15 protein-coding genes are annotated in these 13,027 nt (G+C 69.1%); 10 read left to right on the forward strand and 5 right to left on the reverse strand.

The features are described 5' to 3' along the window. Positions 1–133 precede the first annotated feature (133 nt). Together NO364_RS00950 and NO364_RS00955 are read left to right on the forward strand one after the other, a co-directional pair. A complete protein-coding gene (locus NO364_RS00950) occupies positions 134–1,192 on the forward strand; it encodes an ATP-NAD kinase family protein (RefSeq protein ID WP_257628290.1) in 1,059 nt (352 codons plus the stop codon). 80 nt (positions 1,193–1,272) lie between these two features. After that, on the forward strand, positions 1,273–2,304 hold the full coding sequence (locus NO364_RS00955) for a phosphate signaling complex PhoU family protein (protein ID WP_157689358.1): 1,032 nt from the start codon (positions 1,273–1,275) through the stop codon (positions 2,302–2,304). Here NO364_RS00955 and NO364_RS00960 read toward each other — a convergent pair whose 3' ends face one another. Further along, positions 2,305–3,483: an LEA/WHy family protein gene (locus NO364_RS00960; RefSeq protein ID WP_257628291.1), complete on the reverse strand. Its 1,179-nt coding sequence runs from the start codon at positions 3,481–3,483 to the stop codon at positions 2,305–2,307. It lies immediately after the preceding gene. A gap of 110 nt (positions 3,484–3,593) precedes the next feature. Here NO364_RS00960 and NO364_RS00965 point away from each other — a divergent pair, with 110 nt between their 5' ends. Continuing rightward, positions 3,594–4,667 (forward strand): phytoene/squalene synthase family protein, encoded by a 1,074-nt coding sequence (locus NO364_RS00965; protein WP_157689356.1) that lies wholly within the window; start codon positions 3,594–3,596, stop codon positions 4,665–4,667. Positions 4,668–4,672: 5 nt separating this feature from the next. Here NO364_RS00965 and NO364_RS00970 read toward each other — a convergent pair whose 3' ends face one another. Together NO364_RS00970 and NO364_RS00975 are read right to left on the reverse strand one after the other, a co-directional pair. Further along, the gene (locus tag NO364_RS00970; protein ID WP_157689355.1) at positions 4,673–4,939 is read right to left on the reverse strand and encodes a C2H2-type zinc finger protein; all 267 of its coding nucleotides are present in this window, start codon (positions 4,937–4,939) and stop codon (positions 4,673–4,675) included. A 2-nt stretch (positions 4,940–4,941) separates the two neighbouring features. Then, positions 4,942–6,360, reverse strand: a complete 1,419-nt coding sequence (locus NO364_RS00975) for a hypothetical protein (RefSeq protein WP_257628292.1) — start codon at positions 6,358–6,360, stop codon at positions 4,942–4,944. Between the two features lie 106 nt (positions 6,361–6,466). On the opposite strand from NO364_RS00975, the gene NO364_RS00980 reads away from it, so the two are divergent. From NO364_RS00980 to NO364_RS00995, 4 genes are all read left to right on the forward strand, one after another. Then, positions 6,467–7,321, forward strand: a complete 855-nt coding sequence (locus NO364_RS00980) for a cytochrome c oxidase subunit 3 (protein ID WP_157689354.1) — start codon at positions 6,467–6,469, stop codon at positions 7,319–7,321. A gap of 50 nt (positions 7,322–7,371) precedes the next feature. Beyond that, a complete protein-coding gene (locus NO364_RS00985; RefSeq protein ID WP_157689353.1) occupies positions 7,372–7,599 on the forward strand; it encodes a DUF7385 family protein in 228 nt (75 codons plus the stop codon). 63 nt (positions 7,600–7,662) lie between these two features. Continuing rightward, positions 7,663–7,887: a CDGSH iron-sulfur domain-containing protein gene (locus NO364_RS00990; RefSeq protein WP_157689352.1), complete on the forward strand. Its 225-nt coding sequence runs from the start codon at positions 7,663–7,665 to the stop codon at positions 7,885–7,887. A 73-nt stretch (positions 7,888–7,960) separates the two neighbouring features. Continuing rightward, positions 7,961–10,123: a DUF7527 domain-containing protein gene (locus tag NO364_RS00995; RefSeq protein ID WP_257628293.1), complete on the forward strand. Its 2,163-nt coding sequence runs from the start codon at positions 7,961–7,963 to the stop codon at positions 10,121–10,123. Here the strand turns inward: NO364_RS00995 and NO364_RS01000 are convergent. Then, positions 10,120–10,425: a hypothetical protein gene (locus tag NO364_RS01000; protein ID WP_157689350.1), complete on the reverse strand. Its 306-nt coding sequence runs from the start codon at positions 10,423–10,425 to the stop codon at positions 10,120–10,122. The two genes, NO364_RS00995 and NO364_RS01000, sit on opposite strands and share 4 nt — an antisense overlap. 187 nt (positions 10,426–10,612) lie before the next feature. Between NO364_RS01000 and NO364_RS01005 the strand changes: the two genes are divergently transcribed. The 3 genes from NO364_RS01005 to NO364_RS01015 all read left to right on the forward strand — a co-directional run bounded on the left by NO364_RS01005 (position 10,613) and on the right by NO364_RS01015 (position 12,555). After that, the gene (locus NO364_RS01005; protein WP_157689349.1) at positions 10,613–11,935 is read left to right on the forward strand and encodes an adenylosuccinate synthase; all 1,323 of its coding nucleotides are present in this window, start codon (positions 10,613–10,615) and stop codon (positions 11,933–11,935) included. Between the two features lie 63 nt (positions 11,936–11,998). Then, a complete protein-coding gene (locus tag NO364_RS01010; RefSeq protein WP_157689348.1) occupies positions 11,999–12,337 on the forward strand; it encodes a DUF8153 family protein in 339 nt (112 codons plus the stop codon). A gap of 77 nt (positions 12,338–12,414) precedes the next feature. Beyond that, entirely contained in the window at positions 12,415–12,555 is a 141-nt protein-coding gene (locus NO364_RS01015; protein ID WP_199243773.1) for a DUF7128 family protein, read from the forward strand. On the opposite strand, the gene NO364_RS01020 is transcribed toward NO364_RS01015, so the two are convergent. Continuing rightward, positions 12,556–12,987 (reverse strand): DUF5796 family protein, encoded by a 432-nt coding sequence (locus NO364_RS01020; protein WP_157689347.1) that lies wholly within the window; start codon positions 12,985–12,987, stop codon positions 12,556–12,558. It abuts the gene before it with no gap. Positions 12,988–13,027 lie beyond the last annotated feature (40 nt).

A 13,027-nucleotide genomic window follows, 5' to 3' on the forward strand; every position in this document is an offset into this window, starting at 1 on the left:
CGGTCGCCTCGATGGGGAGCGGTTCCCCGGACTGTAGCGGGAGCATGGTCGCCCCTATCGCCGGCAGTCGCTTAAACGTTCGTCACGCCGCCCGCGTGGGGAGACTTTTGCCCGTCCCGACGTAGCACACACCATGCGACTCGGGTTCCTGGTCAATCCCATCGCGGGCATGGGCGGACGGGTCGGCCTCAAAGGCACGGACGGGAAAGTCGAGGAGGCGCGCGCCCGGGGTGCCGACCCGCGCTCGCCGGACCGGGCGCGACGGGCGCTCGACGCCCTTCACGACCGCCGTCCCGACGCGACGGTCCTGACCTGGGGCGCGCCGATGGGTGCCGACCTGGCCCGCGAGGTCGGTTTCGACCCCGAGGTCCTCGGCGCTCCCGCGGGCGCGGAGACGACGGCCGCGGACACCCGCGAGGCCGTCGCTGCGTTCGTCGACGCGGGCGTCGACCTCGTCTGCTTCGTCGGGGGCGACGGCACCGCCGCTGACGTCGCCGACGCCCTCGAGGGGACGGACACGCCGATGCTCGGCATCCCCGGCGGCGTGAAGGTTTACTCGTCGGTGTTCGCCGTCTCGCCGGAGGACGCCGCCGACGTGATCGACACCTTCGAGCGGACCGAGCGCCGGGAGGTGATGGACATCGACGAGGACGCGTACCGCGAGGGGTCGGTCGACCCCGAACTCCGGGCGGTCGCCCGGGTGCCGGTCGGCGAGAACCTGCAGTCCTCGAAGCAGACGGGGAGCGGCAACGTCGAATCCCTGGCCGAGGGGTTCGCCGACGGCGTCGAACCCGGCGTGACATACGTCTTCGGCCCCGGGAGCACGGTCGGCGCCATCGAGGACGCGCTCGGATTCGAGGGGTCACCACTCGGCGTGGATGTGTGGCGCGACGGCGAGGTGCTGGCCACGGACGCCACCGAGTCGGAGATCCTCGACGCCCTCGGCGAACGCAACGTGATCGTCGTCTCGCCCATCGGCGGACAGGGGTTCGTCTTCGGGCGCGGGAACCCACAGCTCTCCCCGGCGGTCATCCGTCGCTGCGACGTCGAGGTCGTCGCCTCCCGGTCGAAACTCGACGACATCGGACGGCTTCGGGTCGACACCGACGACCCCGAACTCGACGCGGAACTGCGGGGCTGGACCCAGGTCCGGGTCGGCCGGTTCGAACGGCGGCTGATGGAGATCGCCTAAAACCACCGCACATCAACGCCTTTGGTCACGTATAATGGTGCATAGTGAAGATTAAGGTCGTTGGGGGCAGTACCTGTGGTATGGAAACACGGAAAGTCCAACGGCTGGGGCCGTCGACGCTGGCGATGACGCTCCCGGCGGAGTGGGCCAAGGAACACGACGTCGAGAAGGGCGACGAGGTGTCGCTCCGTATGGGTGGGAAGGGGACGCTGACGGTGCTGCCGGAGTCGGCGAGCACCGAGGGATCGACGGCGACCATCCACGCCGACAACCTCGACGCGGGGGCGCTCGAACGCGCCATCGTCGCCCAGTACGTACTCGGGCGGCGCGTCATTCACATCCAGAAGTCGGAGGGCGCCCTCGACAGCGAGCACATCAACGCCGTCTACCGCGCCGAGACGCAGTTGATGGGCCTCGGCGTCATCGAGGAGACGCCAGAGCGGATCGCGATCCGCTGTTCGGTCGACCCCGAGGACTTCACCCTCGACAACCTCCTCGAACGGCTGGAGAACACGGGGAGCACCATGCGCGGCGAGTCGGTCAAGGCGCTGGCCCACGGCAACGCCGACCTGGCCGAACGGGCGCTGAACCGCGAGCGCCAGGCGAACAAGATCTTCGTCCTCCTGCTTCGCCTGATCTTCATGGCGTACCAGAACCCCAACCTCGCCCGCGCGGTCGGCCTCGAGTCCGGCTTCCCCCTCATCGGCTACCGGTCGGTGGCGAAGAACCTGGAACTCACCGCCGACAACGCCGAGGACATCGGCAACATCGCGCTGGACGCGAAGAACAACACCATCGACGTCGACGGTTCGACGATGCGGGCGATCCGCGAGTTCACGGATCAGGTCGACGAGATCACCGTCACCGCCGTCGAGGCCGTCGTCGAACGCGACTACGACAAGGCCATCGCCGTCGGGCGGATGTTCGAGGAGATCAGCGACCGGGAGATGGAGCTGATCCGGAGCCTCCCCGACATGCCGAAGGTCGAACTCCTGCGGACCCGCGAGGTGCTGGTGAGCCTCCAGCAGACCGCACAGTACGCCATGCGCAACGCCGAAATCGCGGCGAACCTCGCGCTCAACGAGGAGTCCGAACACGTCACCATCGAGTAGTCACCGAACCGCGGCCGCCCCGCGCGGCGACCGCACGTCGAGCAGGCCGTCGTCGTCGGTCGGCGGCGGGGTCGGCGTGGGCGCCGGTGTCTCCGTAGGTCCCGGCGTCGCCGTGTCCGTCGGCGTCGCCGCATCCGTGGGCTCCGGCGTCGCCGTCTCCGTGTCCCCACCGTCCAGCAGGCCATCGTCCGTGGGCGTGGGCGTCCCCTCGTCGTCCGTGGGCGTGGGCGTCGGCGTCGCTTCGCCGTCCACGCCCGTCCCCTCCTCGTTGTCGAAGATGTCCGTCTCGATGGTCTCGGTGTAGGTCAGCGGCGCCAGCGGGATATCGACGGTGCCGGTCGGCAGTTCGACCCGCGCCGCGAAGTCGATCCGTAGCTCGGTCCGCTGGTCGTTCTCCAGGTGGGTGACCCACCACTCGTCGATGTTGCCGTTGTCGAGGGTCGTCGTCGCCCGGATGGTGCGGGTCGACTCCGGCGGGACCGTCCCGTGGCCCTCCGTCGCGCCGGTTCCCATCTCCACGCCGTTCATCGTCGCCCGATAGCTCAGCTCGGAAATCGGGACGGGGTACGGGTTGGGGTTGTAGACGACGAATCGCATGTCGATCTCCGTCGCCGAGGAGTCGACCGTCCCCCACTGGGCGCTCGTCTCCTCGATGTAGAGGACCGGTTCGCCGTTGGGCCCCTCGTCGCCGACGGGGCGGCGTTCGGTGGAGTCGAACGCCGAGATGATGTCCGTCTCGATGGTGCGGGTGACCTTCGGCGCGCCGAAGGAGGCGCCGAGCGCCGACGAGTGGACGTCCGCGTTGACGGCGAGTTCCGTCCGCTCGCCGTTGTTGAGGTGGCTCACCCACCACGCGGGGATGCGCTCGTTCGCGAGGTAGGTCGTCATCGGCACCGTCGACTCCCCGCTGGGGAGCGCGAGTCCCTCCTTGACGCCGGTCGCCATCCGGATGCCGTTCATGTCGATGGCGTAGTCGACGGTGAGGCCCCCGAGGCTGGCGCCGACGGGGTTGGGATTTTGCACCGTCAGGTCGCTCTCGACGACGGTCGTCGTCTCGTTGACGCCGCCGAACCGGTTGTCGACCCCCGAGACGGTGGGCTGTCCGAGGACGAAGAACGCGACCCCCGCGAGTAGAAGCACGACCACGACGCCGACGGCGATGGTCCCCCTCGATGGCATACGGCGTGGGTCGGGCGGCCGGGACATACGGCTTGTGGCTTCCGCCGTCGACGCCGCCGAATCGCCCACGAGACTTTTTAACCCCTCGCTCGTAACCCAAACCGCTCCGAATGTCTCGACACGCAGCCAGACCTCCCGGTGACAACACCGACCTCGACTGGTGCCACGAGGCGGTCCAAGGCGTCTCCAGAACGTTCGCGTTGACCGTCGACGTACTCGACGAACCGATGGCGTCGTACATCTGTGTCGGCTATCTCCTCTGTCGCGTTCCCGACACCGTCGAGGACGCCGATCACATCCCGCCGGCCGAACAGGCGCGGCTGCTGCACGAGTACGACCGCGTCCTCGACCCGGCGGCCGACACCGACGCCGAGGCGTTCCGCGCCTCGGTCGACGAGTGGCTCCCGGCACCCGACGAGCGAACCGACGACTGGGAGGTCGTCGCCAGCACCCCGCGGATCGTCCGCACGTTCGAGGGGCTCCCCGACGACGTGCGCGAGGCGGTCACCCCGCCGGCCCGCGAACTCGTCCAGGGGATGGCGATGTTCGTCGAGCGCTACGCCGACGAGGGTGGACTCCGCATCCAGTCCCGCGAGGAACTGGAGGAGTACTGTTACTACGCCGCCGGCACCGTCGGTACCCTCGTGACGAACCTGGTGGCCCGCGGGAACCTCAGCGAGGGGCGTCGCGCACGCCTCTACGACACCGCCGAGGAGTTCGGGCTCCTACTCCAACTGGTCAACGTCGCCAAGGACGTCTACGACGACTACACCGAGGAGGACAACGTCTACCTGCCGGCGGAGTGGCTGGCCGCCGAGGGCGTCCCACAGGAGGAGGTCGTCGCTCCCGAACACGAATCCGGGGCGGCGGCGGTCGTCCGCCGCACCGCGCGCCACGCCCGCTCCTTTCTCGACGACGCCCAGACGTACCTTGAGACGGTGCCGACGACGGACGGCAACACCGTCGCGGCGTGGGCCATCCCCTTCCTGCTCGCGGTCGGGACCCTCCGCGAACTCCTCGCTCGCCCGGAGGACGCCCTCTCCGATACCGGCGTGAAGGTCTCGCGCCAGGAGGTGTTCGCCGTCGTCACCGAGATGACGGGCGCCTCGTCCGGGTCGCTCGAGGACCTCCGCGAGGATATCGCCGGGGAGCCCTACCACCGGGCGCGTGGCGGGGCCGACTGATCCCGTCAGGTGACGACCGCGTACGTCATGAGGAACCCGAAGTAGAGCACCACGAGCGCGCCGAGCGCGAGCAGTCTGAACCGCTGTAGCTTCTCCTCCTCCCGCTCGCGGGCGTCGTCGAACGCCGCCCGCTCGGTCGCCGACAGGTCGCCTGGATGGTCGAGGCCGCGGTGGAGCGCGAGATACTCCTCGTCGGCGAACGGGCGGCCACAGCGCTCGCAGGCGTGGGCGGTCGCGTCGGGCGGGACGTCGGTGTCGGCGTTGTCGGTCACGGTCACGAGGCGATGAAGGGGGGTGCGACGTACGGTTCGGCGACGATCCAGAGGCTGAGCATGGTGTAACAGACCATAACGGCGGTCACGCCGTACTGACTGCGGACGGCTTGGAGCCGCGAGGGGAACAGTTCGTAGGCCGTCGCGTGGGCGACCCAGACGGCCAGCAGGTGGCCGAGGAGGACGAAGGCGAACTCCAGGCCGCCGAACCAGCCGGGGAGGCCGGCGAGCTGTGGGGGCGACGGCGGCGGCGAGAGCGGCGCGGCGGCGACGGCGACGAACGTCGGCCCGAGGACCAGCACCGATACGAGGTTGTGGGCGAGGTGGTAGCCAGCGGCGATGGGGAGCAAGGACGGGGCGAAGCGCCGCGCCAGTTCCCCGACCGAGAGGTAGGTGTCGGCGCGTCGTCGCCCCACCCGTGCCGCCGCCCGATAGGCCAGGTAGAACAGCCCGGCGCCGACGAGGTACGCAGCGAGGTAGGCGGCGAGCGGCGGGACCCCCACGCCGGCGACGGCGCGGACGCCGGCCGCCCAGGGACCGGTCGCGACGAACCCGTCGTAAGTGGTGACGAAAAGCAGGGCGACGACGAAGGCCACGTCCCCGGCGCCGTCGAGTCGCGTGTCGGGGAGGTCGCTCCCGGGGAGTCGAAGCCGGAGGCGACCGTCGGCGATGCCGAGCGGCGCGAGGCGGCCGTAGAGTCGGAACGCCCGCGAGAGCGGGTCGACGGACCCGAACCATCGATCCGGGCCGAAGACGACGGCGCCCACGAGCGTCACCGCGGTGTATCCGGCGAGCGCCGTCGCGAGGAGTCGTGCGTCGTCCGCCAGCGGCGCCGTGACCTCGACCCACACTAAGAGGAGGAGGGCGGCGACGCTCGGCCACGCGCCCAGCCTGTCGGGGTAGGGGCGGTCGAGGGTCGGGAGACGCTCCGCCACCGTCCGGAAGGGGTTCAACGCCGGCCAGGTGTTCCCGAGCAGATACGTCGAGGCGACGTAGCCGCCCCACCAGCCGACCCAGACGACGAGCACCGCGAGGTTGCGGACGCCCGTCGCGTCCTCGAGGATCCCGACGCCGAACGTGACGGCGAGGACGGCGACCCCCAGGGTGCCGGCGAGGCCGTGACCCACCCGTCCCGGGGTCGGGAGCGGCCGCGCCCAGTCGTGGATCGCCGCGACCAGGCGGCGGTCGGTGACGAAACTGGCGAGGAGAAAGGAGACGCCGACGACGCCGCCGCCGGTCAGCAGGAACAGCCAGGTGGGGACGGCGACGGGGTCGCGCGTCGCGCCACGGAGGCCGCCGCTGTGGGCGGCGGCGCGGCCCACGCCGGCCGAGAGCCACCAGGCGACGCCGAGCACGGCCGCGACCGTCGGCACCCACCGCCGCCGTCGCTGGCGTCGTCGCCGTCGTGGTTCCACGGCCATCGGTCGACAGTTGGGGTGTCCCCGACGAGTAGCTTCCGGAACCGACTCGGCCGCGTGGCGGGTCCGGTTGGGAGGATTTTTGGTAGTCGAATCGCAACGGGGGGGTATGAGTACGGATCACGGCGGGGACGACCATGGACATCACCTCCCGGCAGTCGAGGACTGGCCCCGGGGGTTCGGCGAGGCGAGTTGGTGGCCCTTCATCACGGCCCTGGGTGCGGGCGGCATCTACCTGGGTGCGGCCCTCTTCATCGTCTCGGGCGGGTCCGAATCGACCATCGACCCCATGCTCGCCCCGCTCGCGACGTCGGCGAGCGTCGGCGCCTTCCTCTTTGGCCTGTACGGCTGGATCTATCACGCCTTCGTCACCGAGTTCTGGTCCAGCGGCGCCGACGAGACGAGCGCGTCGGCCCTTCGCTGGGGGATGATCGCCTTCCTCGGGTCCGAAATCGCCACCTTCGGCGGGGTGTTCACGTACTACTTTTTCATCCGCGCGGGCACGTGGCCGCCCGGCGAACTCCCGCACCTGACCGGATCGCTCGTCATCATCAACACGGCCATCCTGGTGGCGTCGAGTCTCACGCTCCACTGGGCCCACGTCGCCATCCGTAACGACGACCGCCGGAAGTTCGCGCTCGGCCTCCTGTCGACGCTCATCTTGGGACTGGTCTTCATCGGCGGGCAGGTCTACGAGTACTACGAGTTCATCGTCCACACCGAGTTTACGGTCACCTCCGGACTGTTCGGGTCGGCCTTCTACGGACTGACCGGCCTCCACGGTCTCCACGTCTCGCTCGGCGGCGTACTCCTCGCCATCGTCACGATCCGCGCGCTGGCCGGCCAGTACTCCGCCGAACGGCACGTCTCGGTCAGCACCGTCTCGATGTACTGGCACTTCGTCGACGTGGTCTGGATCTTCCTCGTCGTCATCCTCTATCTCGGCGGGTCGGTCGGCGCCTGATCGGCGTCCCCCGCCGTAAATTTATGTAGCCACACGCGACAGCTATTGCCATGGAGGATTTCGAGCAACTCGTGTCGTCGCTCACGCCCCGGGAGGAGAACGACGAGATCAAACTCTACCAGAACACCGTCTCGGTGGCGTGTCCGGTGTGTGAGGAGCCGTTCGACGACCTCGTGGCCTGCAAGAAGACCGAAACCAGCCTCGAACAGATCGAACCGCTCGACATCTGCGTCACGGTCCACGAGGGCAGTCCGCTGCTTTTCACCCACAAACACTGACCGCGCGACCGATCCCCCCGCCGTCGGCACCGCGGTTAAGGGGACGGCCACCGACCCCGTGGTATGGCACGGGAAGTGACCCACACCGCGACGGGACCGAAGATCATCACGCCGGCGGACATCGACGAGGAGAAAGGCGACGTGGCGGTCTGTCTCTGCGGCCTGAGCGAGGAGTACCCCTTCTGTGACGGCTCCCACAAGCGGGCGGAGGGGGAGGATCCGGACGAACGCTACAAGTACGTCGACGGGGAGCGCCGTCGGGTCGCCGTCGAGTTCCGCGACGAGTAGCGCCGCCGGGGCGTCGGCGCCGTCGCCGCCGGTTGCCGGAAAGTATTTGCATCGCTCGGGGGCATATTCGATAATGGACAGCGAGATTCTGGACGCGGTGACCGAGTGGGGAGCTCGCCCCGTCTCCGACGGCGTTGCCGGGTTGTACGACCTCGCTGACGAGGAGTTCTCGGGGGCCGTCACCGACGGTACTGCCTGGACGTTCGTCCTCAACGGTCGGTATCTGGGAGTGTTCGACGGCGACGTCCACGACTTCGAGGACGCGTCGCTGACGGCCTACACCGCCCCCGACGTCTCCCTCCCGCTCCTCTATGCGATGCGGGCCCGCGGCGGCCAAACCCGCGGTCAGTATTACTCCAACGAGACGCCGCTGACCGAGATCGACGAGACGCTCTCCTCGGGGAACTTCGTCGGCTACGTCGAACTCTCGGAGAACGTCCTCTCCGGGGATTACTACGTCGTCTACTACGGCGGTCGGTCGCTCCCGGTCGCCTACGTTGGCAACAGCCGACGCCTCCTGACGGGCGACGAGGCGTTCGAACGCGCGGCCGACGAGGTGGGCATCTACTCGGTCGTCGACGCCGACGTCGACATCGTCGAGTTGCCGGAACCGGACCCGCGCGAGACGGACGACGCCGGCGCGGGCGCCGGTGCCGGTGGGGCGGCCGGTGCCGCGGCCACCACGACCGACGCCGCCGGGGCGGACGCGCCCGCCGACGCCGCGGACGACGTCGCGTTCGACGACGTCGACACCGGCGACGGGACGACCCCCGCCGGAACGGGTCCCGACGACGCCGCGGACGGCGCCTTCGCCGACGCGACGACGGATCACCGGTCGGCGGACGCGGACGCTGCGGACGAGGCCGATACCGACGCGCCGACCCCCGACTGGGCGACGCCGGAGGTGGCCACCGACGACGCGGACGACGAGGCCACAGGGGAGGAGACGGCCGCCGGCGTGGACACGAACGCCGACGCGGCCCCGGAGGACGAGGAGACGGACGCCGAGGCGGACGCGAACGCCGACGCGGCCCCGGAGGGTGGGACCTCCGCCGCGGCCGACGGGGCCGACGAGCCTGCCGCGGACGACGCGGCGTCGGCGATGGACGCGGGGACGGTGACCACCGAGGACGTGGCGCTGGAGCCGGCGACAAACGAGGAAGCCGGGGATCCGACGGACGGGGACGGAACGGCCGACGAGGCGGCCGACGCGGACGCGACGGGCGACGGTGCGACGGACGCCGAACCGACGGGGGCCGACGAGGCCACCGACGCGGACGCGACGGACGACGGGACCGCCGACGGGGTGACGGCCGACCAGGTCGCCCGGTTGCGACACGAACTCGAGGCCGTCCGCGAGGCGAAATCGGAGGTCGAGGCCGAGCGCGACCGGATCGCGAGCGAGCGCGACGAGCACCGCGCCGCGGTCGAGCGTCTGCAGGAGCGCGTGGCCGAGTTGGAGGCCGAGATCGAACGTCTGGAGGACGACGACGCCGCGGCCGTGGCCACAGACCGGACGCTCACGCCCGCGGAGGCGCTCGCGGGGACGAACCTGTTCGTCCGGTACGAGGACAAGACCGCGGGGACGCTCGAACGCGCCGCACAGGGTCGGATCGACGCGTCGACGCTCCGCGACAACCTCCGGATCGACCACCACACCGAGTTCGAGACGGAGGGCTTGGCCGTCGACGGCCGGCCGTTCGAGGCGTTCCTCCGCGGGACGACCGAACACCGGTTCGTCGAGTGGCTGTTGACCGCGCTGACCTACGAGATCAGGCAGACCGACACGCGGGCGGGGCTCTCGAAGCTGTACGAGGCCATCGAGCGGATCGACCGCATCGACCTCGGCGGCGAGGTCGACGTGTCGGCAGAGACCCGTCCGGAGGCGACGTCCGAGTCCTTCGACGTGGTCTTCCGGGACAAGATGGGCGATCCGCTGTTCGTCGCCGCCATCGAGGATGATCGTGACCCGACCACGGCCTCGGCCGTCGAGGAACTGATCGAGAGCGCGAGTCGCGTGAGCGAGACGGCGACGACGCTCGCGGGTGCCTTCTTCGTCTCGACGAGCTTCTTCGAGTCGGCGGCGATGAAAGCCGTGGTCGATGCCACCCGTGGCGGCCTGTTCAGTCGGAGCTCTCGACGGAGTTACGTAAAGCTCTCACGGAAGTCGGGGTTCCACCTGTGCTTGGTCGAGGCGCGAGACGACGATCTCTTTTTGACCGTACCGGACCTCTAACTCTGGATCTCGGCCGTCTCTTCGATCTTCATCGAGTCGAGTTTGTCGACGATGGAGTCGATCTTCTCGTCGAGTTCGTCGACGAAGTCGGCGGTGTCCTCGGTGGTGATCGCTCCCTGGCTCGACGGCTCGATGAGGTTCTCCTCCTCGAGGACTCGCAGGGAGTACCGGACCTTGTGATGCGGGTAACCCGTCTCGTTGGACATCTTCACGATCCCGATGGGTTCGTTGCCGATGACCATCTTCAACACCTGAAGATGGCGTTCCAGCATATCGACTTCTTTTTCGAGCCTGTCTATCATGACACTTGTTAACTTGTCGTAGCGGGTTTTAAAAGTTGCTGTGAGACCCGGCGGCTCGGAAGCGGACGCTCTCAGGTGCGCGTTGGGAGTAGTTAACGCTTCGGGTCGCGGCCGGCGTCCCCGCGTCTCGGTCGGCGTGAGCGTATCGTAATCGGTTTAGCGAGGGGGATGGAATCCCCGATCGGACATGACTGTCACCATCGTCGGATCCCAGCTCGGAGACGAGGGCAAAGGTGCCCTCGTCGACCTGTGGGGTGGGAACGCCGACATCGTGGTCCGGTACCAAGGCGGGGACAACGCCGGCCACACCGTCGTCGAGGATGGCGAGGAGTACAAGCTGTCGCTGGTGCCGAGCGGTGCCGTCCGCGGGAAGACGGGGGTCCTCGGCAACGGCTGTGTCGTCAACCCGCGCACGCTGTTCGAGGAAATCGACACCCTCCGGGAGCGGGGACTCGACCCCGACGTCCGCGTCGCGCGCCGTGCACACGTCATCATGCCGTACCACCGCGTCCTCGACGGCATCGAGGAGGACGTCAAAAGCGACGACGACCTGGCGGCCGGCACCACGGGTCGTGGCATCGGCCCCACCTACGAGGACAAGGTCGGCCGCCGCGGCATCCGGGTCGGCGACCTGCTCGACCCCGAGGTGCTCCGCGACCGACTGGAGTACGTCGTCCCCCAGAAGCGCGCGCTCGTCGAGGAGGTGTTCGGCCTGGAGGCCGGCGAGGAGTTCGACGTTGAGGCGCTCCACGAGGAGTTCGCCGACGTCGGCCGCCGCCTCGCCGCGGAGGACATGACGGTGAACGCCGGCGACTTCCTCGCGCGCCGACTCGACGACGGCGCGGAGTTGCTGTTCGAGGGTGCACAGGGGACCTCCATCGACATCGATCACGGTATCTACCCCTACGTGACCTCCTCGAACCCGACCGCCGGTGGGGCGTCGACGGGGTCGGGTGTGGGTCCGACCGTCGTCGGGCGCGGCGAGGTGGTCGGCATCGTGAAGGCCTACCTCTCCCGCGTGGGCACCGGGCCCCTGCCGACGGAACTCGACGGCGACGACGAGGACCTCGCGGACTACATCCGCGAGAAGGGTGGCGAGTTCGGCACCGTCACCGGCCGACCGCGCCGCATCGGCTGGCTCGACGTGCCCATGCTCCGCCACGCGGCCCGGACCAGCGGGTTCACGGGCATCGCCGTCAACCACCTGGACGTACTGGCCGGCCTGGACGAGGTGAAGGTCGGCGACGCCTACGACATCGACGGCGAGCGCTTGGAGACGATGCCGGCGACGACCGAGCGCTGGGCGGAGTGCGAGCCGATCCTGAAGGCGTTCGAGCCCTGGCCGGAGGTCGACTGGACCGCCGTCGCCGACGACGGATACGACGCCCTCCCCGCGAACGCCCGCACGTATCTGGAGTATCTGAGCGACGAGGTCGGCGTCCCCATCTACGCCGTCGGCGTCGGCCCGGACCGCGCGGACACGGTCGAACTCGTCGATCCGTTCGAATAGCGGCCCGTCGCACGGTCGGCGACGGTGCAGGAGGCCTTTGACCTCCTGCGACGAGTCCCACTCATGCGCCGTTCCCTCCGCTATGCGACCGCCACCCTCGCCGCCGCCGTCGTCACCGCCTTTGCCGCCTCCACCACCGGATCGTTCAGCCTCCCGCTCATGTCGGTCCCTATCGTCTACGGCCCGACAACATCAATCATCCTGGCTCACCGAGCTACGTGGGTCGAACTGACCCGACAAGCCGACCCGTCACGAAAACTCGGAGCCATCGGCGGTGGGGTCGGTGCCTTCGCCCTCGGGGCGCTGATGCGGGTCTCCATCCCGGTCGGGATGACCGCGTTCGGCCTGTTCGTGTTCGGCATGGCCATCGCCATCGCCGACGTGTCGACGCTCGACCGGTAAGAGCGAGCCTCGACGCGGCACCGGAACACGGCCTCACCGGGGCAACGGTTTTATCGCCACCTCGCGCACGTACACGTATGGTGACCACGACCGAGCGGGACGGTATGACGTGGTACGAGTGTGAGAGCTGTGGGATGTTGTTCGACGACCGGGACGACGCCAGACAGCACGAGGACAACTGCGACAGCGACAGCGCCGACCCCTCCTATCTCCAGTAACTAGTCTCCCGCGACCAGTTCGTAGGACTCCTCGCCCCAGTCGTCCTCGACGAAGACGAACACGCGGCCGCGCGCCGTCGACAGGTCGGCCTGCACCCGACACCGCATCCCGTCGGGCGTGCCGACGGTCACGCCCGGGAATATCTCCTCGGTCTCCCCGCCGTCGAGGACGATCCGACCGACGCCCGTCGATTCGAGGATGTCCTCGTGGGTCTTGCGGTCGTTGACGTACATCAACACGCCCTCGGTCCCGTCGGGGTCGGTCACGAGGACGTGGACCGCCTTGCCGGGGGCCGCCGAGAGCGTCTCCGTTACCTTCTCCGGGACGCCGCGGTAGAACGCCGTCCGACCGTCGAGGTACTCCACTTCGACGCCCCCCTCTTCGAGGGTCACCGGAAGCGTACTCGGAGCGACGTCGGTGCGGATGGTCATACCGTCCGTACTGTGCGCCCGGGCAAAAACGTCGCGTCAC

It is taken from the genome of Haloplanus salinarum, assembly GCF_024498175.1.
Lineage (GTDB): Archaea > Halobacteriota > Halobacteria > Halobacteriales > Haloferacaceae > Haloplanus > Haloplanus salinarum.

Coding starts and splice junctions, on each gene's coding strand:
- NO364_RS00950 (WP_257628290.1), top strand. CDS start 134: ATGCGACTCGGGTTCCTGGTCAATCCCATCGCGGGCATGGGCGGACGG.
- NO364_RS00955 (WP_157689358.1), top strand. CDS start 1,273: ATGGAAACACGGAAAGTCCAACGGCTGGGGCCGTCGACGCTGGCGATG.
- NO364_RS00960 (WP_257628291.1), bottom strand. CDS start 3,483: ATGCCATCGAGGGGGACCATCGCCGTCGGCGTCGTGGTCGTGCTTCTA.
- NO364_RS00965 (WP_157689356.1), top strand. CDS start 3,594: ATGTCTCGACACGCAGCCAGACCTCCCGGTGACAACACCGACCTCGAC.
- NO364_RS00975 (WP_257628292.1), bottom strand. CDS start 6,360: ATGGCCGTGGAACCACGACGGCGACGACGCCAGCGACGGCGGCGGTGG.
- NO364_RS00980 (WP_157689354.1), top strand. CDS start 6,467: ATGAGTACGGATCACGGCGGGGACGACCATGGACATCACCTCCCGGCA.
- NO364_RS00985 (WP_157689353.1), top strand. CDS start 7,372: ATGGAGGATTTCGAGCAACTCGTGTCGTCGCTCACGCCCCGGGAGGAG.
- NO364_RS00990 (WP_157689352.1), top strand. CDS start 7,663: ATGGCACGGGAAGTGACCCACACCGCGACGGGACCGAAGATCATCACG.
- NO364_RS00995 (WP_257628293.1), top strand. CDS start 7,961: ATGGACAGCGAGATTCTGGACGCGGTGACCGAGTGGGGAGCTCGCCCC.
- NO364_RS01000 (WP_157689350.1), bottom strand. CDS start 10,425: ATGATAGACAGGCTCGAAAAAGAAGTCGATATGCTGGAACGCCATCTT.
- NO364_RS01005 (WP_157689349.1), top strand. CDS start 10,613: ATGACTGTCACCATCGTCGGATCCCAGCTCGGAGACGAGGGCAAAGGT.
- NO364_RS01010 (WP_157689348.1), top strand. CDS start 11,999: ATGCGCCGTTCCCTCCGCTATGCGACCGCCACCCTCGCCGCCGCCGTC.
- NO364_RS01015 (WP_199243773.1), top strand. CDS start 12,415: ATGGTGACCACGACCGAGCGGGACGGTATGACGTGGTACGAGTGTGAG.
- NO364_RS01020 (WP_157689347.1), bottom strand. CDS start 12,987: ATGACCATCCGCACCGACGTCGCTCCGAGTACGCTTCCGGTGACCCTC.